Source organism: Rhodopirellula baltica SH 1 (genome assembly GCF_000196115.1).
Lineage (GTDB): Bacteria > Planctomycetota > Planctomycetia > Pirellulales > Pirellulaceae > Rhodopirellula > Rhodopirellula baltica.
Genome location: NC_005027.1, coordinates 5,493,111 through 5,513,360, shown reverse-complemented (window position 1 = coordinate 5,513,360; position 20,250 = coordinate 5,493,111). Strand labels below are relative to the sequence as shown.

Below are 20,250 nucleotides of genomic sequence, written 5' to 3'. Positions count from 1 at the left end.
CAACAATTAGCCGAATTAGCGCTGGGTATTCGCCCCGGTTGGCGTCTGATCAGCCGCCGCGAACGCGGTACGGCTCGTCAATCAACAGCCCGCCCACGAAGAATTGGGCGTGTCAAACACGTTCCGGAGGCTGATTTCACGATGGAAGCTGATTCACCATCAGGATGAGCCGGTAGAACCCCAAACAGAATCCGACCAAAACTCCGGCGATCGCGATATATGGGGTCTCGTTCCCCATCCAGGGATCCAGCCAGTAGTACCCCATCGCGCCCAGCAGAAGGGGAAAAGATGCCAGTTCGAACCCCGCGGAGGCCAATCGAAGCATCGGCTGCGTGTTGTTGCCTTCGTCGTTCCGTTGCCCTGGATCACTCATGCCAACCCCCTCTCCTAAGCTGTTTGCTCGATTTTCTCAGCGAGCAAGTTATAGTGTCGCGAACATGATCTCACCCAACCCTTCGCAGATTCGTTCGCTCGAACCGTGCAAAGATTGGACGATCAGAGGGTTTTTGTCATCCGAGGGTCCGTCTTTTCGCTTCTCAATCCGGCTTTTCGCCAATCGGACACTGGAACATTGAGCATCCCCTTGCCATAATAGTTGGGCAGCAGATTCCCCCGTTAAGGTGCGATCACTAACCGATTATGCCTCCTTCCCCGGCGTTATGGCTGGGTGAACATTGGCATCAATCTGTTGCCTCAAATCAACCATTCACGCCTTTCCGCCCCCCAACTTTGGGGTGTTCAGTGAGGCGTTCATCTCGAGGAGCCCACCTTGATTAGTACTGTTGATCTACCGTCGCAAACCCGTCGCGAATTGGCTGAAATCGCCAAGAACTACGGAATCACAGGTTGGCACTCGATGCGGAAAGACGACTTGATCAGTGAGATCAAGAAGGCTCAGCAACGGCTGCGCCGAAAAGCCGCCAGTGACGCAAAGAAAAGCCGTGCGGGGGCTGGTGCAGGGTCCGCCAAAGCGAAAAGCACCTCGAAACCCAGCGAGCCGCGAGCCGCCGCCACCGCAAAGAAACCTCGCTCCGCCACGAGCAGCAAAACTCCCACCAAGTCTCCAGCTCGCAAATCTGCCACCACCAAACCAAAGACGACCGTGCGAACTCGCCCCGACGCACCCATGACGGACCTGACGGAACCTAAAGTTTCCGCAAAAACCGAACGTATCCGGGCTGAAATGCGTCGCCGCCGCGAACTGGTTCAAAAGCACAAGGACCTCTCCACCGGCACGCTGGTTGCCGGATCCGCCGTCACCGACGGTGCCCAGCGTCACCGAGCCGATTCTCCTCACAAAGACCGCATCGTCCTGGTCGTTCGCGACGCCTATTGGTTGCAGGCTAGCTGGGAAATCACCCAAACCAGCGTCCAACGTGCTCAGTCGGCAATGGCTGAAAAGTGGCACACCGCGGTCCCAACCTTGCGTTTGTTGGCCGTTGGCGACGTGACCAGCAACAGTGCCGAAACGGTTGCTCGCGATATCACCGTTCACGGCGGAGTCAGTAATTGGTACGTCGACGTCCAAAACCCACCGTCGCGCTACCGCGTTGCAATCGGGTATCTGGCCAGCGACGGAGAATTTCACTGTCTTTGCCGCAGCAACGTGGTCGAAACACCCGTGCCCGGTGATTGCCAACGTCTTGATGAACACTGGCAGGACATCGCTGAAGATTACGAGCGAATCTACGCTCTCAGCGGCGGATACGAATCCCGCAGCAACGACCTGCGAGAAGTCTTTGAAGAGCGTCTTCAACGCAAAATGCCTCATCGAAACGATTCAGGTTCGACCACCGGCGACCCCTCGCTGCTGCGTCAAACCAAACTGCGTTTGGATGTCGAAGCCGAACTGATCGTGTTCGGAAAAGCTGACCCAACGGCCTCGGTGATGGTGGGCGGGCATCCCGTCAAACTGCAAAACGATGGTGCGTTCACGGTTCGCATGGAGTTCCCCGACAAACGTCAGGTACTTCCCGTGACGGCCGAAACACGCGATGGTCTTCGCCAACGCACCACCGTGATCGCGATCGAGCGAAACACAAAAGTCATGGACACCGTCGAACTTCAAGAGAACAACTGAGCATGACGTCTCTCACCACCCTGTCGCGGCGTTTCGCCGCGACTTTTTTGTTGGCATCCGCAGTCCTTCTCTCAGGACTCGCCTCAGCGGACGAACCATCCAAAGCCGAATCAGACGACGATTCGCTAAGTGTCCTCATCATCACCAGTGGATGCTGCCACGATTACGACTTCCAAGCCAAAGCCATCCAGATGGCGGCCACTAAAGCCGGTGTCGAAGCCAAATGGACCGTCGTCAACGATGGTGGCAAAGGCACCCAAGCCGAAATCGACTTCTACGGCGATGAAGATTGGGCCAAACCGTTCGACGTCGTCATTCACAACGAATGCTTCGCCGCCACGACCAACCCCGATTACATCCGTCAGATCACGAAAGCCCACCACGCTGGTGTTCCCGCCGTGGTCATTCACTGTGCCATGCACACCTACCGTGACGCGGAAATCGATGATTGGCGAGAGTTTTTAGGTGTCACCAGCCGTCGCCATGATCACCAAAGCCATTACCCAATCAAAGTGGTCGCGGAAGACCATCCGGTGATGCGTGAGTATCCCGCCGCCCACGTGTCCGCGATGGACGAGCTGTACATCATCGAAAAAGTTTGGCCCAACACAACCGTTTTGGCGACTTCCAAAAGCGAACGTGATGGCAAATCGCATCCCGTCATTTGGACCAACCAATACGGTGATGCTCGCGTTTACGGAACGACCTATGGTCACTCCAACGAGACGTTCCAAGACGATGTGTTCCTCGCCAATCTGGTTCGTGGAATGCTGTGGGCCGCCGGTCGCGTCGAGTAGGTTCTCGACCGCGGCGACGATTGGCCGAGCGTGGATGACCCGAAGCGAAATCAGGCTGTTGATTTGTTCAGGGAAACAACCGATCGCCCCTCAATGAACGACCAACCGGCGTCCAAGCTAGTTTTTGGGTCCCGTTTGGGCTCTCTGGGATTCGTTTGGGCTCATTGTTCAGTGGGTCACGATGAGCCAACGCATCAGTGCTAAACTGATCGACCGAACTCGACACTCCGTTTGGTTGGTCTTTTCAGCTTGAGCTCATTGATGGCACGCACTCTGATCCGAAACGCGCAGGCGGTTTTGCCTGGCGATGGCATCCACAGTTCTTCCGGCACCGTCGATCTTCGTCACGTGCTGATCGAAGACGGGAAGATTCTCGACGCGGACGCCTCATCCACCGCCTCGTGCGATCATTTGATCGAAGCCGACGATCTGTTTCTGCTGCCCGGCGTGATCGATGACCAAGTCCACTTTCGCGAACCTGGTCTGACTCACAAAGAAGATTTGGCGACGGCGTCCCACGCTTGTGCCGCCGGTGGTGTGACCACGTTCTTGGAAATGCCCAACACCAAACCGCCTGCGATCACCATCGAAGGTGTCCAAGCTAAAGAAGCCCTCGCCGCCGAAAAGTCATTGGTCAACTATGGCTTCTACATCGGCGCGACACCGGACAACGTGGCCGAGCTGAATGCCGCTCAAAACGTTCCCGGCATCAAGATCTTCATCGGCAGCAGCACCGGCAACCTGTTGGTCGATGAACAAGCCGCCTTGGAACGCATCTTCGCTGAGACGACTCTGCCGATCTGCGCCCACTGCGAAGACGAAACCACCGTGCGAGCCAATGCAGAACGACTGGCCGGCACCACCGACATTCACGATCACTCTCGTATACGTGATGAAGCCGCCGCGGTGATCTCGACCGCACGAGCAACCGAGTTGGCCCGTCGGCACCAACATCGTTTTCATGTCTTGCACGTGTCCACCGGCGCGGAACTTGTGTCGCTCGTCGATCCATCGCCATACCTGACCGCGGAGGTCTGCCCGCATCACTTGTTCTTCAACGTCGATGATTACGACCGGCTGGGTTCACTGATCCAAATGAACCCTTCGATCAAAACCGCGGAGGACAACGCCAAGCTTTGGCAGGCTCTGCAGGACGATGTCATCCAAGTCATCGCGACCGACCACGCACCTCACACGTTGGAAGAAAAAGCCCAACCCTACCCGCAGTCGCCATCGGGTTTGCCAGCGGTTGAGAACTCGCTCGCGTTGATGCTCAATCAATGCAACGCCGGCAAAGTCACTTTGCCACAGATCGCGCACTGGATGAGCGATGCCCCCGCGCGGGTTTGGGGCATCACGGGCAAGGGCCGCATCGCCAACGGCTACGACGCTGACCTAGTCTTGGTCCGCATGAATTCCGAACGCACGATTCGCGATGAAGACCAACACACGAAGAACCGCTGGAGCCCCTGGAACGGCGAAACCCTTCGCGGATGGCCCGTCACGACGATCGTGAACGGTTCCATCGTGTGGTCCATCGACGGCGGTTTTCGCGAAAAGATTCGCGGCCAAAAACCCATCTTCGATCACGCCCGCGGCGGCTTCTGGAACACGGCTGACGGCATCGGCCCAACAAACGCCTGATAGGTTGCACAACCACACAGGCTTTCCGTTGCTCATTCAGCTTCACAGACTTGATCGATCATCGGCGGACTTCGATCACGCTTTTGCACACCTCTCATTCATTCGCCCCTAGCCACTCAAGTCATGTCGCACGTTCACGTTTTGCAGCACCCTTTGGTTTCGCATCATCTTTGTCAATTGCGAGACAAGCGAACGCGACCGTCTGAGTTTCGATCCGCCGTTTCGCGGCTGGCGATGTTGATTGGTGTTCGTGCGACCGATGACTTGCCGACACAACCCATCACCATTCCCACGCCGGTTGCGGACGCGCCGTGTCATGAATTGGCAACGGATATCGGGATCGTTCCCGTGCTTCGAGCCGGACTGGGGATGGTTGATCCGTTGTTGGACCTGATCCCTGACGCCTCCGTGTGGCACCTCGGTCTGTATCGCAACGAGCAAACTGCCGAACCGGTCGGCTACTATGACAAACTGCCCAAGAAGGGCGCTCCCAACGTCGCTTTGATTCTCGATCCAATGTTGGCCACCGGCGGATCGATCGACATGGTCGTTCGTCGTTTGATGCGGTGGGGAGTCGAAGACATCCGTGTGCTCAGCATCATCGCATCCCAAGCCGGACTCGACCGCGTCGCCAAAGATTTCCCCCACATCAAATTGTTCGTCGCCGCGGTTGACCCCAGCTTGAACGAACAAGCCTTCATCGTCCCCGGCCTCGGCGACGCCGGCGACCGCATCTTCGACACACCGCAAAACGACTGACAATCTCAGATGCAGCCTGATCTTCTAAAGTGAATCGTTTGAACATCCGCATCTGAGCGACCGGTCCCGGCAAGAACCTCACACCGAAATCGCTATGGCTCACCCGGTGAAACGCGACGCTAAAGTTCACGCGAACGATCATCAAACCTCATTTTTCGACTGATCAATGACAACTGGGTAGAATGGCGATTGTTCACGTCTAACTCGGAGCACCCCAAAATGAGCCAACATCTTTCCCCTGAGAACCAAGCCTACATCGACGATCAAGTCGCAGGCGGTGTCTACACCTCACGTGAAGAGGCGATTGATGCGGGTATTGCGTTGCTTCGTAAACGCAACGAATTGGTGGTCCAATTGAAAGAGAGCCGTCGCCAGCTCGACGAAGGCGAGTTGGTTGAATACGACGACCAAACGCTGGCCGCACGATTTGATGAGCTGAAAGCGAAAGCAGCCTCTCGGTCGCAAATGTGAGTCGCTATCTACTTTCGCACTCAGCGAATGCGAATCTCGATGAAATCGCGGGCGATGCGAGCAACGCAGTTGCGATTTTAGAAGCGTTGCACAATACGTTTCAGGTACTGGCCAACCATCCTGGTGTCGGAACTCTTCGAGAAGACCTGTTGCCCGGTATCCGTGTGTTCTCGCCTCCTCGTCCCGCGAACAACTACGTGATTTTCTTCTATCCAATATCCGGAGGCATCGAAGTCGCCGCTGTGATACACGGATCTCGAGATTGGATCAGCATGTTCACCGACGGGTTCAGGCCGAAAAAATCATGACTCACTCGGATGTTGCCGCGGCGCCCAGCGCTTCGGTCAGCAGACTGTGTTCGGTCCATTCGCTGGCGGGACGGATGCTGGTCAAGCGGCCTTGGTGAATCACGCCAATTGAATCGCAGACGCCGAGCAACTCGGGCAAGTAACTGCTGATCAACAAGATCGCTTTGCCCTCCGCCGCCAGCTCACCAATCGTTTGATAGATCGTGCGTTTGCTGCCGATGTCGATGCCGCGAGTGGGCTCATCAAGCAACAAGATCTCGCAATCATGATGCAGCAAACGAGCCAATGCGATCTTCTGTTGATTACCACCGGATAGCTCACCGATCGCCTGGTCCGGGTCGCTCGCCCGAACCGCCAATTCTTTCATCCAATGCTCGGTCGCCTTCTTCATTTCCGATCGACGAAGGAACGGGCCTCGTCGGTAGGGCTCGGTTCGAGTCAGCGTCAGGTTCTCGGTCAGACTGCGTTCCAAGAACAAACCTTCGTTCTTGCGATCCTCGGACACCAAACCCATCGCGTCTCGAATCCAACTCTTCTGCGGATCCCGCCGCGCATCTTCGCGACCCATCACGACGACTTTGCCAGACGCCAATCGATCCAGCCCAAACAGGGCTCGAATCGTTTCCGTCCGTCCCGCGCCGATCAATCCGGCGAGCCCCAAGATCTCGCCTCGGTGCAGCGTCAATGAAACATCGGTAGGCAAACGTGACCCGCGAACATCTTCGAGTTGCAACACGGGTTCGCCACGAACATGGTCGAGGTCGGGATAGAGTTGCGAGATCTCACGACCAACCATCATCTGCACGATGGAATCCATCGGCATCCAATCCGGGTCGTTTTCAGTCAAGCTGCCTGAGCCTGCTGTCACGCCATCTCGAAGGACGGTGAAGCGATCACCGACCGACTGACACTCTTCCAGAAAGTGGCTGATGTACAGCACGCTGACGCCTTCGGATTTCAGTCGCTCGATCACCGCGAACAGGTTCTCGGTGTCGACCTGGGTCAGGCTGCTGGTAGGTTCGTCCAAGATCAACAGTTTCAGCTTGCGATCGGCCACAACCGCGCGAGCGATCTCGACCATTTGCTGCTGAGCGATCGACAATTTGCGAACGGGTTGCGCCGGATCAATGTCTTCGCAGTGCAACCGCTTCAAAGCTTCCTTGGCGATCGCATGTTGCCGACCACGATCCAGCCAACCACCTCCGCGTCCGCCCCATCGAGACGGTTCGTCGCCCAAGGTGATGTTGTCCGCGACCGACAAATCAGGAGCCAGGTTCAGCTCCTGATAAATCATCGCGATACCCGCGGCCTGGGAGGCTCGCGGGTTGCTCAGATCAACCTCTTCCCCATCGATTTGGATTCGACCGGCGTCTGGGCGATGAGCACCGGACAAGACCTTCATCAAGGTGCTCTTGCCAGCCCCGTTTTCGCCGATGATCGCATGCACTTCGCCAGGACCGACGACCAAATCGACGCCGTCGAGCGCCTTGGTCGATCCAAAGTGTTTGCGAATTCCGGTCAGTTCCAGACGATGGGTGGCGTCGGTCACAGCAGTTCGTCGAGTTGCTTGGAGAGACTGGCGAAGTGATCCAAAGTCGTCTTCACCGCTTCGGGCTGGGTCATGTCGACGCCGGCTCCGCGAAGCAGATCCAATGGGTCTTGGCTGCAACCACCACGCAAGAAATTCAGATAATCATTCAGTTCCGATTCGCCACCACCGAGCACGCGACGACTGAGCGCCACGGCGGCACTGAGTCCGGTGGCGTACTTGTAAACGTAGAACGCACGGTAGAAGTGAGGGATACGGAAACATTCCAGTTCCAACGCGTCATCGACAATGAAATCGGGACCGAAGTAAGCATCCAACAACTCGCGATACGCGGCACGGAACGATGCAACGGTCAGCGGTTCACCGGCTTCCGCCATCTCGTGAGTCTTCTTTTCGAACTCCGCGAACATCGTTTGCCGGACCACGGTGGCGCGGATGCTGTCGAGTTCGTTGTTGATCAAATAGGCTCGCTCGGCATCGTCTTGAGCGTTCTCAAGCAAATGATGTGTCAGCAATTGTTCATTGAAGGTGCTGGCAACTTCCGCCACAAAGATCGTGTAATCGTAGTACTGATAAGGTTGGTTCTTCGACGAATACCAACTGTGCATCGAGTGACCGGCTTCGTGCGTCAGCGTGAACACATCGTTGAGCACTTCTTCTTTGAAGTTCATCAAGATGAACGGGTCGCCATCGAACGACCCGCAACTGAAAGCGCCGCTTTGTTTGCCCCGGTTGGGATAGCGATCAGCCCAACGGCCACGCAGTCCCTCTTCCAGCGTCGACACATATTCGTCGCCGAGCGGTTGCAACGATTCCAGCACGACGTTGACCGCTTGGTCCCACGTGTGATGCTTTTTGATTCCTGACAGGATCGGCACGTAAGTGTCGTAATGATGCATGTCGGGCAAGTTCATCTTGCGACGACGCACGTCCAAGTATTCGTGAACCGCTGGCAATGAATCTCGCACCGCTTGGATCAAATTGTCATAGACCGACACGGGCATGTTGTCGGGGAACAGCGACGCTTCCAGGCTGCTCTCGTAGTTGCGGGCACGAGCGTAGTACACGTCTCGGTGGACGCTGCCGGCCAAGGTCGCCGCCAGCGTGTTCTCGTGTTCCGAGAAGACTTGGTAGTACTGATCGAACGCCTTCTTGCGAACGTCGCGATCGGTGCTGTGCAGGAACTGAATGAACGTTGCGTGCGACAACTCCATCCGTTGTCCGTCTTCGTTTTCAAGCTCACCAAAACGAAGGTCCGCGTCGTTGAGCTGTCGAAAGGCGTTGCCTGCCGCGCCCGCCATCTCGCCTTGCATCGCCAGCAAACGTTCTTCGCGATCGGTCAACGTGTGTGGACGATAGCGAACGATTCGCTCGAGCAACAACTTGTAAGGTTCCAGAACCGGATCGTTCAAAAACGATTCCATTTTTTCCGGCTCGATGCTCAGCAATTCGGGACGAACAAAGCTGCTGGCCTGCGACGCTTTCACGGCCAAGTTTTGAAATCGCGACTTGCGGGCTTGATGATCGCTGTCGGATTGATTCTCGGTTGTTCGCAAAAACGCGTACGTGCCGCAGCGTTCTGCCATCCGGTCGAACTCGCCATCAAAATCCAAGAATTCACGGATGACTTGGGCCGATTCGCCCAAGCGTCCTCGGTAGGTTTCGAAGGTGTCGATTTTCGACGTCAGCGTGTCGAAATCGGCCTGCCAACCCTCCTGGGATTCGTACAGGCTGGACAGGTCCCAGCAATCGCTGGCAGCGACTTCGTCGCGGGTTAGCAATTTCGTGGCGGCGGGTGCGTTCATCCGTGGAGCATCGTTGGTGAGAGGAGTGAAGACGAGATTGAGTGCGATAGTTTAGCACCGGACTCAAACCGCCATCACCGCCTCATGGACCAAGTCCTAAATCCTTCGAATTCTGCTGATTCCCAGCACTTTTGAAGGGATTTGGCCCCACGGAATGAATCGACCATCCCTCACTGGAAGCCTTCGCGACAGATCCGGTCGGGTTGGAGTCCTTCCGGACGATCTCGATCTTCAAAAGGTCTCCAGAATACGGATCCTCCATCGCCTTGGGCGGCAAATCCAATTGGTCAGGTGTTACATCTTCTCCAGTCAACTCGTGCGTTCGAATCGCGTTGAGAATCCTCAAGCACCGACATCGAATGCGATCACGTTCAAATGAATTACGGCAAGCATCCACCGCAGTCATCGCAATTTGGCTCAAGGCACCCAAAGGTGGACCGCGAGTGTTCGGTAAGTCACACGTTGGCATTTTGCCGAAGTCAATCTGAGTTTTCATCGCCGACAGATAGTCCTGAAGCTCTCCTGAGATTGTCCGGATCATCATGCCCATGGATTCGATTGATGCGATCCCGTACGCCCGTTCGGTTTTGAGAGCATGCACGAACGCGTCACTTGATTCGTGTTCCGCCAACACTTTTTCGATTTCGGCGTGCGTGCCGGGATCCAGCGGTTGCGTCTGCAAGATCGCATTGAGTTGATTGATGGCCGATTGCCGGATCGCAACGTTGGTTTGATAAACAACGACTGTCGGCCCCGTCTCTTGCAGACCGGTCAAACGGATTAAGTCGACGCACAGCATCGCGGACTCATCGACCTTGCCTTTGGCTGCCAAGAACCGCGAACCACAAAGCATCAACCGGCCAACCATTCGCAATCGGCTGACTTCTTTCAGCAAGACTTGCATGTATTGATCGGGCGGCATCACACCGGACGGCGTCAGCGGCGAAGGCCACGCGTATCGCTGGCAATGCGACGCGTCTCGCAGAGCGGGCAAGACCTCCGGGTGCTTTTGAAAAGCGTCTTCAAACAACGCCTCGTTTTGTGCAGACAATGATCGGTGAAGATCAGCTGCCGCATCGGAATTCAGATAGGGCTGCAGTTTCTTGGAGAGGCGTTCTGCCGGTTCGATCACCTCCATGATTTCACTTCGCGCATCCACTTTGTCCGCCATTGGCCAAACAGAAACGGGAGTCCGATCACCCAATTCCGAGAGCGAGATCGGATCACCAGCCGATGCAATGGCCTGCAACTGATTCTGAACCCGGTATTGCCGAAGCCCGATTGGAAACATCACCACCAACAGACCGACGCACAGCAAACCCAGACAGCCGAGTGAAATAGTTTTCGCGTTCATGCTCCCCCAGGCCAGATCACCCGCTAGCAGGGGCGCGGAAATTTTGGTGAGTAGGCCAGGTTTTCACCTGGCAACCTAGCCGATGCTTCGAAAGAAGCGAGGCGCGCTGACACTCCAACCCATTGCAAGGTGAGTCGTCTATCGCTTGAGTACTCGCCCTTGCCAGGTGGAACCATGGCCTACAACTCAGTGCGTGCCAGGTGGAACCGTGGCCTACGAACTAGCCGGCGGCGAACGCTGCCTGGGCTTCGGTCCGAATTTGATCGGCTGATTTTCCGGTCGCGGCACACAATCGTTTGACCTCGTCATTTTCCAACGAGAACCGCAGCGTTCCGTCCGGCAAACGCACCGTCTTGCCCTTCGCAGGTCCGTCCGGCGTTTCCACCGTCTGACTTTCGCGAGCCAGCTTGGACCGATTCATCTCCGTTCGTCGAAGTCCGATCGTGCTGGTTTGAGTGAACAGCAACGTTTGCAACGCGCCGATTCGGCTGGCGTCACAGAGCACCGAAACCGTCGTCGCCAAACGTCCCTTTTTCATCACGATGGGAGTCTGCCAAACATCCAGGGCTCCCGCGCTCATCAACAGCTCGCTGACATTGGCCAATTGTTCCGCCGTCGCGTCGTCGATGTTGCTTTCCAACAAGGTGACGCGATCGGTTTCGATCTGACCTTGGGAAGAACTCGCTTCGGTCAGCTCACCCAGCGTCACCCGCAACACATTGGCTTGACCTTCCAAATCGCGCGTTCCGGATCCATAGCCCACTCGCAACGGAGTCATCGCCGGCGGCGGTCCAAACGATCGAGCCAGCGTCTTGATGATCGCGGCCCCGGTGGGCGTGGTCAGTTCCGATTCAATGTCACAAGCCATCAACGGCACGCCCGTCAGGATTTCCGCAGTGGCAGGCGCCGGCACAGCAACGCGGCCATGATCAATCGTGATCGCTCCCGTCCCAGTTGGAATGGTCGATGACGTCGCATGTTGAACATCCAACGCATCGATCGCGATCGCAACGCCGACGATGTCCGCGATGGAATCGATCGCGCCGACCTCGTGGAAGTGAACTTTCCGAAGCGAACAACCATGGACCTTGGCTTCCGCTTCGCCCACGCACAAAAAGATCTTTTTCGCGAGAGCCTTGGCGGAATCGTTGATCTCGGTGGCTTCGTCGATCATCGCATCAATGTGGTGCAGATGCCGGTGAGCCTTTTCCGGCGGGTGATCGATGTGAATTTGCACGGCTCGAAAACCGCACTTTTTCACTTCCTCGGTCCGCAGCTTCAAATCCGGCAGGTTCAGCGAATGCAGCCCCTGCTGGATCTGGTCCACGGACACGCCCAAATCGATCAGGGCGCCCAACGTCATGTCGCCGCTGATTCCCGATAAACAGTCAAAGTGAAGTGTTTTTGTCATGCGGAATAATGGAGCAAAACGAGCTGAAATTACCAGGCCGCCGCTTCATCAAAACCTCACTTTGGGGCCTCCATAAATCGCGTTCCGGTGAACACGTGATTCGTGGTAACTTGTCTGCCTACCGCAACTTGCTCGTCATCTCCTCCGGAACTTTTCATGACCGACGAAAACGAAAATTTGCCAGCCGAAGCCATCGGCGAAGATGAATTGCAACGGCCGCAACCGATCGATGATCCGATCTCCGACAACCAGTCGCAGGACTTGTACCAAGTCATGCGGCACACGATCGAGCGATTGGAAAAGGACAACACGGCTCGCGGTGATGTGAAGATTCTGTCTCGAACGATCCGGGAATTGCGGTACGCATTCAAAGTCTTTCGGCCGTATCGACGGCGACGCAAAGTCACCATCTTCGGATCGGCCAGAACGGCTCCCGATCGCCCTGACTATCAATCGGCGGTCGACCTGGGTCGGCGGATGGCGGCTCACGGTTGGATGATCATCACCGGTGCCGGCGGCGGCATCATGGAAGCCGGTCACAAAGGTGCCGGACGGGATGCATCGATGGGCCTCAACATCATGTTGCCGTTCGAACAAGGCGCGAACGAATACATCGAGAATGATCCCAAGTTGGTCACGCTGAAGTACTTCTTCACTCGCAAGTTGATGTTCCTCAAAGAGTGCAGCGGCATCGTCTGCTTGCCCGGGGGATTTGGGACGCTCGACGAAGGCCTCGAAGTCCTGACACTGTTGCAAACCGGCAAGCAAACCATGATGCCGTTGATCTTCCTCGATCATCCCGGCGGCAGTTACTGGAAGGACTTGGGCAAATTCATTGACAAGCAACTGATGTGCAATGGCATGATCAGTCCCGAGGACGTGGCCCTCTACAAAATCACCAACTCGGTTGATGAAGCCGTCGAAGAGCTGCTGACGTTCTACGACGTGTATCACTCCCAACGTTACGTCGGTGATCAGTTGGTGCTGCGGATGAAGCGAAAGCTCTCGGAAGAAACCATGGAATTGATCCGCACCGAATTCGCGGACATTTTGAAGAGCGGCACGTTTGAACAAACCGGACCGCTGCCGGAAGAAGCTGGCGAGCCCGAACTGGCCGACTTCCCAAGGTTGGTGTTCCACTTCAACCGTCGCGGCCTCGGTCGATTGCGAATGTTGATCAACCAAATCAACGGTCATCCACTGACGACCACCCCCGATCCCGAGTGCTGAACAAGCCCAGTCTTTCTTAGCGGAGCGGCGCAAGCCGCCCGGTGCGTCACCAGAGACCCCTGCGCGCTTCCCACAATCGTTGGCATCCTCGCCTGCGAAGCCTTAAGCTGAAGGCTTGATTCCCATCCCCATCGCAGCCGACGAGGATCTCTGATGTCGACAACCCTTCCAGAAATCGCACCCCCAAAAGTCCGTCACACCCAGTTGTTCATCGACGGCCAATGGCGGGATTCAGCCAGCGGAAAAACGTTCGCCACGATCAACCCGGCCACCGAAGAAGAGATCGTTCAAGTCGCCGAAGGTGACAAGGAAGACATCGACGCTGCAGTGAAAGCGGCTCGCAAAGCGTTTGAGTCGGGTCCCTGGCGGACGATGGACGCTCGCGATCGCGGACGGCTGATGATGAAGTTGGCCGATGCGATCGAGAACGAGATCGATGAGCTGGCTCAACTCGAAACACTCGACAACGGGAAACCCCTTCGCGAATCGCGACATGCGGATTTGCCCTTGGTGATCGATGCCCTCCGCTACTACGCCGGCTACGCGGACAAGATCCAAGGCGAAACGGTTCCCATTCGTGGGAACTACCTCTGCTACACACGGAAAGAACCGGTCGGTGTGGTTGGACAGATCATCCCTTGGAACTTCCCCATGTTGATGGTCGCTTGGAAGTGGGGACCGGCTCTCGCCACTGGCTGCACGATCGTGATGAAACCCGCTGAACAGACACCGCTGACCTGCTTGCGGATGGCGCAGCTCGCCAAAGAGGTTGGCTTCCCCGATGGCGTCATCAATGTCGTGCCGGGCTTTGGCCCGACCGCCGGTGGAGCCCTGGTCGACCATCCTGGCGTCGACAAAATCGCCTTCACGGGAGAACACCGAACGGCTCAATTGATTATGAAGAACTCCGCCCAATCGTTGAAACGACTGACGTTTGAACTGGGCGGCAAAAGTCCCAATGTGATCTTCAGCGACGCGGACTTGGATGCCGCCGTGCAAGGCAGCTTCGTGGGTCTGTATCTGAACCAAGGCCAATGTTGCTGTGCCGGCAGTCGCGTGTTCGTCGAAGAATCGATTCACGAAGCCTTCGTCGAAAAACTGACCGATTTGACAAACAAACGTGTCGTCGGCAACCCATTTGAACACACCACCGAACAGGGTCCTCAAATCGACCAAGCTCAATTCGACAAGATCATGAGCTACATCGACAAAGGCAACCAGCAAGGCGCGTCCTGCGTCAGTGGTGGCAAGCGTTCCGGAGATCGTGGTTACTTCATTGAGCCGACCGTGTTCACTGACGTTCAAGACGACATGGCGATCGCTCGCGATGAAATCTTCGGTCCTGTGATGAGCGTGCTGTCATTCAAAGACAGCGACGACATTCTGAAACGAGCCAACGACACGATGTTTGGATTAGCGGCCGCCGTGTGGACGCAAGACATCAAGAAAGCTCACCACTTCGCCGCCAACGTTCGCGCGGGAACCGTGTGGGTCAACTGTTACGACGTCTTCGACGCCGCCGCCCCATTCGGCGGATTCAAGATGAGTGGCCAAGGCCGCGAACTAGGCACCGAAGGCCTGAAGGCTTACCTGGAAAGCAAAACCGTGACGGTGGCCCTTTGAGCCGCGGAAGTGGAGCGGCCTCAGGGCTCGATTCCCTGAGGCCTTCTTCAACATGGACTGGGTCTCACTTCGACGGTCGTCTTGCTGGCCACAGGCCATCAGCAACATGTCTGGGCCGGATCGCATTCCAACTCTTCCACTGAGTCGCTGAACAACGGCGTCGAGAAGTAGCGTTCCATGCGGTCGGGAAAGACCGTGACGATCGTTGAATCGGGCGGGAGATCGCGTGCGGCTTCCAGGGCCGCGGCGAAGTTCAACCCTGAACTTGGCCCGACGGGAAATCCACGCCGGATCAGTTGGCGACAACACGCCAAAGCCACGCTGTCTTTCACATCGACTTGTCTGAGTCCGGGCAGATGGGCATCGCGGAAGATTGCCGAAGCACTTTCCACCACACCCGGTATCTTCTTGCTGAAACTGGAACACTCCAGCTCATACAGGCCATCGGAGCAGACCGGCCGAGCCAGCACCGGCCGAGTGATGCATCCAAAATCGCAGAATCCCTGGTACAGCCCGACCAAGGTGCCACCCGTTCCGACCCCACTGACGACCGCATCCACCGAGCGAGAAGGAACTTGAGCGATGATTTCTGCGGCGGTTTGATAGCGATGTGCCGCCGGGTTGTCTGGGTTCTCAAACTGCTTGCTTGCGAACGCTTCTCCTCGACCGGCGATCTCATCTGCTAATGCCATCGCTCCGCCCACACCTTCTTCCGCCGGTGTCAGGATCACTTCGGCTCCAAACGCTCGAATCATCTTGATCCGTTCGGAACTCACCCCGCGCGGCATGACCGCAGTGAATCGCAAACCAAACTGGGCGCACATCAATGCAAGCGAAATGCTGGTCGACCCGCTCGATGCTTCGACCACCGCATCACCACGGCCCAGCAACCCGCTTCGGATTGCCTTTCCCAAGATGAAACGAGCGATCCGATCTTTGGTGGAGCCACTCGGGTTGTGATATTCCAGCTTGCACCAAATGACTGGCCCATCATCGGACAGTTTCACCGGCGCAATCGGAGTCGTGATCGCTTCGGTCGCATAGCTGTACGAAGCCGGATGATTCGTCATTATTTCATCGCGGGTTGCGAGTTCTTGGCGGTGACACCATTTGTCAAACCAACAATTGACATTCCGAGTTTGGCGAATGCCACTGTTTTCTGCAGCAACATAAAATACGGACGACCGACCACCCTTAACACGCCGTCTTGGGTGATGATCCAAACAACAAAAGATGACTCCGTGGAGATTTCTTGCTGGCGGAGTCATTCCATCCGGCGAGGACCGTTCATCAGTGGTTGCGTGTGCTTTGGCCAGTCATACTGTTGACCTGACCGGTCGTTTAAAAGGGAGCAGTGACCGCTGCTCCGATCGGATGCCTGTTCCATGCCACTGCCTGATACTTGAACGCTGAGTCCATCTCATGAGACAGCCGTTGATTGCCGTGATCCTTCCGACGCTCCTCCTCGGCCTTTCTGGACTCGCATCGGCGGAGTTCGACACCGATCGACTGGCTCTGGCGGGAGACAACCGTGCGGAACTGGAACGAGCCCTGGCAGATGCCCCAGCGGATCAACGGGAAGGAATCGAGTTCCTGATCGCGAACATGCCAGAGAGTGATCTGCAAACGCTTTCGGCGGACTACCTGTTGGAAAACACTCGACTGGCCTATCAAGCATGGACCAATGCACCGTGGGCAAAGGAGATTCCTAAAGACATCTTCCTCAACAATGTTCTGCCCTACGCGAGCATCAACGAGCGACGTGACGAGTGGCGAGCCGATTTTCGAACGCGATGCCTGCCGATGGTGGAAGGAGCGAGCTCACCGAGCGAAGCCGCCGCTTTAATCAATCAAAAACTATTCAAAAACGTCGGCGTCAAATATTCCACCCGGCGAGTGAAAGCGGATCAAAGCCCACTGGAATCAATGGAAACCGGGTTGGCGTCGTGCACGGGTTTGTCGGTGTTGCTGATTGATGCTTGTCGTTCTGTTGGGATCCCCGCTCGGTTTGTGGGCACGCCCCTGTGGTTCAATCAATCCGGAAATCACTCGTGGGTGGAAGTCTGGGACGATGGCTGGCATTTCACAGGTGCCGCTGAACCAACCGGGAACGAACTGGATCGTGGTTGGTTTGTCACCAATGCAACCAAAGCAGACCGATCGTCAAAAGCTCACGCGATCTATGCAACCAGTTTCAAACAGACCCCGCTCTCGTTCCCATGCGTTTGGAATCGAAAGCTTCGAAGCATTCCCGCTGTGAACGTGACCGACCGCTACGTTGCTCTTCAAAAGTCATTGCCGCCCGGCATGACTGAGTCGTTGTTCGTGGTGCATGGTGCGGATGGGCACCGAGCCAGTTGCCGATTGCGAGTCCTGGAAGGCGACGAAGTTGTCTTTGAAGGTCAAACCAACGACGAGGGATTCGATGCCAACGATCATCTTCGTGTGGAACTGAAACAACAACACAAGTACTCCGTCTTGATCGGCGAAGGCGATCAAGTCATTCGTGACACCATCATCACCGATGCGGATGAGGAATTGCATGAGCACCACCTCGTCTCCGTCGATGCCGTCTCCGAATCATCGGCAGACAAACCCGCCACCGCGATCAAAGCTCTCCGGGATTACCTTCAGTCCCAACCGGCAGCGGATCTCAAGACAATCCGCGCTCAATCGTTCAGCGATGTCGCGTTGACCGCGGACGATGTTGTCCAAGCCAGAAAGATCCTTGCGGAGCATCAAAAGCAAACTCTTCTCAAAACTCGTGCCGAGGAGATGAAGGCTCGGGTGTTGGTCCACGGTGATCATGAGATGCCGTTTGACTATCGCGTTTTTGGCGAAGCACCCGAAGACGGCCGCAGTCTCTACATCTCCATGCACGGCGGTGGTGGTGCCCCGAAAGCGATCAACGATCGTCAGTGGGAAAACCAGAAACGTTTGTATCAACCCGAGGAAGGTGTCTACGTGGCACCGCGTGCACCAACCGACACATGGAATCTATGGCATCAAAAGCACATCGATCCGATGTTCGTGCGTTTGATTGAAAACATGGTCGCGTTTGAAAACGTCAATCCAAATCGTGTCTACGTGATGGGATATTCCGCGGGCGGTGACGGCGTGTATCAACTGGCACCGCGTCTGTCCGACCGCTGGGCAGCCGCCGCGATGATGGCTGGCCACCCCAACGAAACCTCCGCCCTGGGACTTCGCAACGTTCCCTTCGCGTTGCAAATGGGAGGCAAAGACGCCGCCTACAAACGCAACCAAATCGCTGCGGATTGGCAAACGAAGCTCGCTGAACTGCATGAAGCGGATCCCGAGGGATACGAACACTTCGTGAAGATCTACCCGAACAAAGGCCACTGGATGGATCGCGAAGATGCGGTCGCACTTCCTTGGATGGCGAAGCACACTCGAAACGTGACCCCGTCCAAGATCGTGTGGGTCCAAGACGATGTGACTCATTCGCATTTCTACTGGTTGGGCGTGGAGGAGTCGTCGGTCAAAGCCGGTGCGACCATCATCGCAACCGTCGACGGTCAAACGATTGATTTGACCTCCTCGGACGTGAACAAGATGGAGGTCTTCTTGGACGACCGATTCATCGACTTGGACAAACCGATCCAGATCACCAGCGGTGGTCAAACGCTGTTCGAAGGCCAGGTCACGCGAAGTTTGAAAACACTCGCGACAACCTTGGACGAGCGATCCGATTCCGAGCTCGCCTTCCCGAGTTCTGTCGAAGTGGAGATGCCCAAGCCGTTCCCTCAATCGTTGGTTCCTGCCAAGGATCTGCCACGATACACCGCGGCGAAGATTGATACGGAGCTGACGATCGATGGTCGCTTGGACGAGGAAGCTTGGCAGCAAGCCCGCAAGACCACCTCCTTTGTCGACTTGGTCAGCGGGCAACCCACTCGCTACGACACACGCTCATCCATCCTGTGGGATGACGAGTTTCTCTACATTGGATTCTGGTTGGAGGAGCCCAATGTCGACGCGGAGTACAAAGACCGTGACGATCCGATTTACTACGACAACGACGTCGAAGTCTTCATCGCTGGAAAGGACGCCTACTACGAGTTCGAGATCAATTCCTATGGAACCGTCTACGAAGGTTTCTTTGTATGGCAGGAAGCGTATGAGAAAGGCGGTTACGCATCCGACCCACAACTCGCCAAAGACACTCCGAATCAACAGGAGTTCGATGGCGTTGGTTTCACCAACCATCCACGCGGAAAACGCATCGCGTTTCTAGGCTACGACTTTCCCAATTTCAAATCCGCCGTTCACATCAACGGGACCTTGAACGACGATTCCGACGTCGATCAAGGCTGGACGGTCGAGTTGGCATTTCCATGGAAGGAGATGAAATGGCTTGCCAAAGGCGACGATCGATCGCTGCCACCCAAGGTCGGTGACCAGTGGCGAATCGATCTCTTCCGATTCAACAAGACCAAGGCCCCCGAACCCGCCACCGACTCCAGCGGCTGGGCCTTCGGCAAACACGGAGTCTGGGACTCCCACATCCCCGAAATCTTCCCAGTCATCACCTTCGCTGAAGAGTGACCGAATTGGGCTCGACACGGACCGTTGAGACGCTCGTTTCGGCTCGGAGGTTTTCCTAGCCACATGGGTGGCCTGCAGATACACTGATAGAATGGGTGATGTCACTGAACTGTTGTGCCAGGTGCGTTCGGGCGATGCGAAAGCGTCGGAGGGCCTGTTGCGCGCTGTCTACCAGGAGTTGCGTTCGATAGCGGAAAGTCAATTCGCAGTGGAACATCGGGAGCGCACTCTTCAGCCCACGGCGTTGGTCAACGAAGCCTACCTACGTCTGGCATCTGGCGGACGTCTGCAGAAATTTGATAGTCGCGGGCATTTTTATGCAGCCGCTGCCGAAGCGATGCGACGAATTCTGATTGACGCTGCACGAGCTCGGGGAAGTCGAAAGCGAGGTGGTCACTGCCGACGACTCGCACTAGGTGAAGTAGCGGATGACGTCACGCCCGCAACCGATCTTTTGCTCGATCTCGACGACGGGCTGGAGCGATTGTTCAAAGTCGATCCCGATTCTGCCAAGCTGGTTGAACTTCGTGTGTTCGCCGGGTTGTCGATCACCGAGGCTGGCGAATTGATGAAGATGTCGCGAAGCACCGCCTATCGGAACTGGGAATTTGCTCGCACTTGGTTCGCGGTTCACTGGGACGGTTAGGGGC

16 protein-coding genes are annotated in these 20,250 nt (G+C 56.2%); 10 read left to right on the top strand and 6 right to left on the bottom strand.

From position 1 onward, the window contains the following. Nucleotides 1–136: 136 nt before the first annotated feature. Nucleotides 137–373 (bottom strand): AtpZ/AtpI family protein, encoded by a 237-nt coding sequence (locus tag RB_RS21030; RefSeq protein ID WP_007337279.1) that lies wholly within the window; start codon nt 371–373, stop codon nt 137–139. Between the two features lie 396 nt (nt 374–769). Here RB_RS21030 and RB_RS21025 point away from each other — a divergent pair, with 396 nt between their 5' ends. The 6 genes from RB_RS21025 to RB_RS21000 all read left to right on the top strand — a co-directional run bounded on the left by RB_RS21025 (nt 770) and on the right by RB_RS21000 (nt 6,059). Continuing rightward, complete coding sequence (locus RB_RS21025; protein ID WP_007327172.1) at nt 770–2,080, top strand: DUF4912 domain-containing protein; 1,311 nt, start codon at nt 770–772, stop codon at nt 2,078–2,080. 2 nt (nt 2,081–2,082) lie between these two features. Further along, nucleotides 2,083–2,877 (top strand): ThuA domain-containing protein, encoded by a 795-nt coding sequence (locus RB_RS21020; protein ID WP_007327171.1) that lies wholly within the window; start codon nt 2,083–2,085, stop codon nt 2,875–2,877. A gap of 261 nt (nt 2,878–3,138) precedes the next feature. Then, entirely contained in the window at nt 3,139–4,521 is a 1,383-nt protein-coding gene (locus tag RB_RS21015) for a dihydroorotase (RefSeq protein ID WP_164922315.1), read from the top strand. 123 nt (nt 4,522–4,644) lie between these two features. Further along, entirely contained in the window at nt 4,645–5,280 is a 636-nt protein-coding gene (gene upp, locus RB_RS21010; RefSeq protein ID WP_011122661.1) for a uracil phosphoribosyltransferase, read from the top strand. A 219-nt stretch (nt 5,281–5,499) separates the two neighbouring features. Further along, nucleotides 5,500–5,751 carry a ribbon-helix-helix domain-containing protein gene (locus RB_RS21005; RefSeq protein ID WP_007337282.1) on the top strand — a complete coding sequence of 84 codons (252 nt, stop codon included), beginning with the start codon at nt 5,500–5,502 and terminating at the stop codon, nt 5,749–5,751. Further along, a complete protein-coding gene (locus RB_RS21000; protein WP_007334253.1) occupies nt 5,748–6,059 on the top strand; it encodes a type II toxin-antitoxin system RelE/ParE family toxin in 312 nt (103 codons plus the stop codon). The genes RB_RS21005 and RB_RS21000 overlap by 4 nt, the downstream gene beginning before the upstream one ends. A gap of 1 nt (nt 6,060) precedes the next feature. Here the strand turns inward: RB_RS21000 and RB_RS20995 are convergent, their stop codons facing one another. The 4 genes from RB_RS20995 to larC all read right to left on the bottom strand — a co-directional run bounded on the left by RB_RS20995 (nt 6,061) and on the right by larC (nt 12,178). Next, nucleotides 6,061–7,608, bottom strand: coding sequence for a sugar ABC transporter ATP-binding protein (locus RB_RS20995; RefSeq protein ID WP_164922314.1), 1,548 nt, complete (start codon nt 7,606–7,608; stop codon nt 6,061–6,063). After that, nucleotides 7,605–9,413, bottom strand: a complete 1,809-nt coding sequence (gene pepF, locus RB_RS20990) for an oligoendopeptidase F (protein WP_011122658.1) — start codon at nt 9,411–9,413, stop codon at nt 7,605–7,607. The genes RB_RS20995 and pepF overlap by 4 nt, the downstream gene beginning before the upstream one ends. An 82-nt stretch (nt 9,414–9,495) precedes the next feature. Continuing rightward, entirely contained in the window at nt 9,496–10,767 is a 1,272-nt protein-coding gene (locus RB_RS20985) for a hypothetical protein (protein ID WP_011122657.1), read from the bottom strand. A 220-nt stretch (nt 10,768–10,987) separates the two neighbouring features. Further along, nucleotides 10,988–12,178, bottom strand: a complete 1,191-nt coding sequence (larC, locus tag RB_RS20980) for a nickel pincer cofactor biosynthesis protein LarC (protein WP_011122655.1) — start codon at nt 12,176–12,178, stop codon at nt 10,988–10,990. A gap of 156 nt (nt 12,179–12,334) precedes the next feature. On the opposite strand from larC, the gene RB_RS20975 reads away from it, so the two are divergent. Both RB_RS20975 and RB_RS20970 read left to right on the top strand, forming a co-directional pair. Then, nucleotides 12,335–13,408 carry an LOG family protein gene (locus RB_RS20975; protein WP_164922313.1) on the top strand — a complete coding sequence of 358 codons (1,074 nt, stop codon included), beginning with the start codon at nt 12,335–12,337 and terminating at the stop codon, nt 13,406–13,408. 153 nt (nt 13,409–13,561) lie between these two features. After that, the gene (locus tag RB_RS20970; protein WP_011122652.1) at nt 13,562–15,031 is read left to right on the top strand and encodes an aldehyde dehydrogenase family protein; all 1,470 of its coding nucleotides are present in this window, start codon (nt 13,562–13,564) and stop codon (nt 15,029–15,031) included. A 98-nt stretch (nt 15,032–15,129) separates the two neighbouring features. Here the strand turns inward: RB_RS20970 and RB_RS20965 are convergent, their stop codons facing one another. Then, nucleotides 15,130–16,101: a cysteine synthase family protein gene (locus RB_RS20965; RefSeq protein ID WP_007329930.1), complete on the bottom strand. Its 972-nt coding sequence runs from the start codon at nt 16,099–16,101 to the stop codon at nt 15,130–15,132. Nucleotides 16,102–16,453: 352 nt separating this feature from the next. On the opposite strand from RB_RS20965, the gene RB_RS20960 reads away from it, so the two are divergent. Both RB_RS20960 and RB_RS20955 read left to right on the top strand, forming a co-directional pair. Continuing rightward, on the top strand, nt 16,454–19,600 hold the full coding sequence (locus RB_RS20960) for a transglutaminase domain-containing protein (protein ID WP_011122649.1): 3,147 nt from the start codon (nt 16,454–16,456) through the stop codon (nt 19,598–19,600). A 91-nt stretch (nt 19,601–19,691) separates the two neighbouring features. Further along, on the top strand, nt 19,692–20,246 hold the full coding sequence (locus tag RB_RS20955) for an ECF-type sigma factor (protein WP_164922312.1): 555 nt from the start codon (nt 19,692–19,694) through the stop codon (nt 20,244–20,246). Nucleotides 20,247–20,250: the final 4 nt, after the last annotated feature.

Coding starts and splice junctions, on each gene's coding strand:
- RB_RS21030 (WP_007337279.1), bottom strand. CDS start 373: ATGAGTGATCCAGGGCAACGGAACGACGAAGGCAACAACACGCAGCCG.
- RB_RS21020 (WP_007327171.1), top strand. CDS start 2,083: ATGACGTCTCTCACCACCCTGTCGCGGCGTTTCGCCGCGACTTTTTTG.
- RB_RS21015 (WP_164922315.1), top strand. CDS start 3,139: ATGGCACGCACTCTGATCCGAAACGCGCAGGCGGTTTTGCCTGGCGAT.
- upp (WP_011122661.1), top strand. CDS start 4,645: ATGTCGCACGTTCACGTTTTGCAGCACCCTTTGGTTTCGCATCATCTT.
- RB_RS21005 (WP_007337282.1), top strand. CDS start 5,500: ATGAGCCAACATCTTTCCCCTGAGAACCAAGCCTACATCGACGATCAA.
- pepF (WP_011122658.1), bottom strand. CDS start 9,413: ATGAACGCACCCGCCGCCACGAAATTGCTAACCCGCGACGAAGTCGCT.
- RB_RS20985 (WP_011122657.1), bottom strand. CDS start 10,767: ATGAACGCGAAAACTATTTCACTCGGCTGTCTGGGTTTGCTGTGCGTC.
- larC (WP_011122655.1), bottom strand. CDS start 12,178: ATGACAAAAACACTTCACTTTGACTGTTTATCGGGAATCAGCGGCGAC.
- RB_RS20975 (WP_164922313.1), top strand. CDS start 12,335: ATGACCGACGAAAACGAAAATTTGCCAGCCGAAGCCATCGGCGAAGAT.
- RB_RS20970 (WP_011122652.1), top strand. CDS start 13,562: ATGTCGACAACCCTTCCAGAAATCGCACCCCCAAAAGTCCGTCACACC.
- RB_RS20965 (WP_007329930.1), bottom strand. CDS start 16,101: ATGACGAATCATCCGGCTTCGTACAGCTATGCGACCGAAGCGATCACG.
- RB_RS20960 (WP_011122649.1), top strand. CDS start 16,454: ATGAGACAGCCGTTGATTGCCGTGATCCTTCCGACGCTCCTCCTCGGC.
- RB_RS20955 (WP_164922312.1), top strand. CDS start 19,692: ATGGGTGATGTCACTGAACTGTTGTGCCAGGTGCGTTCGGGCGATGCG.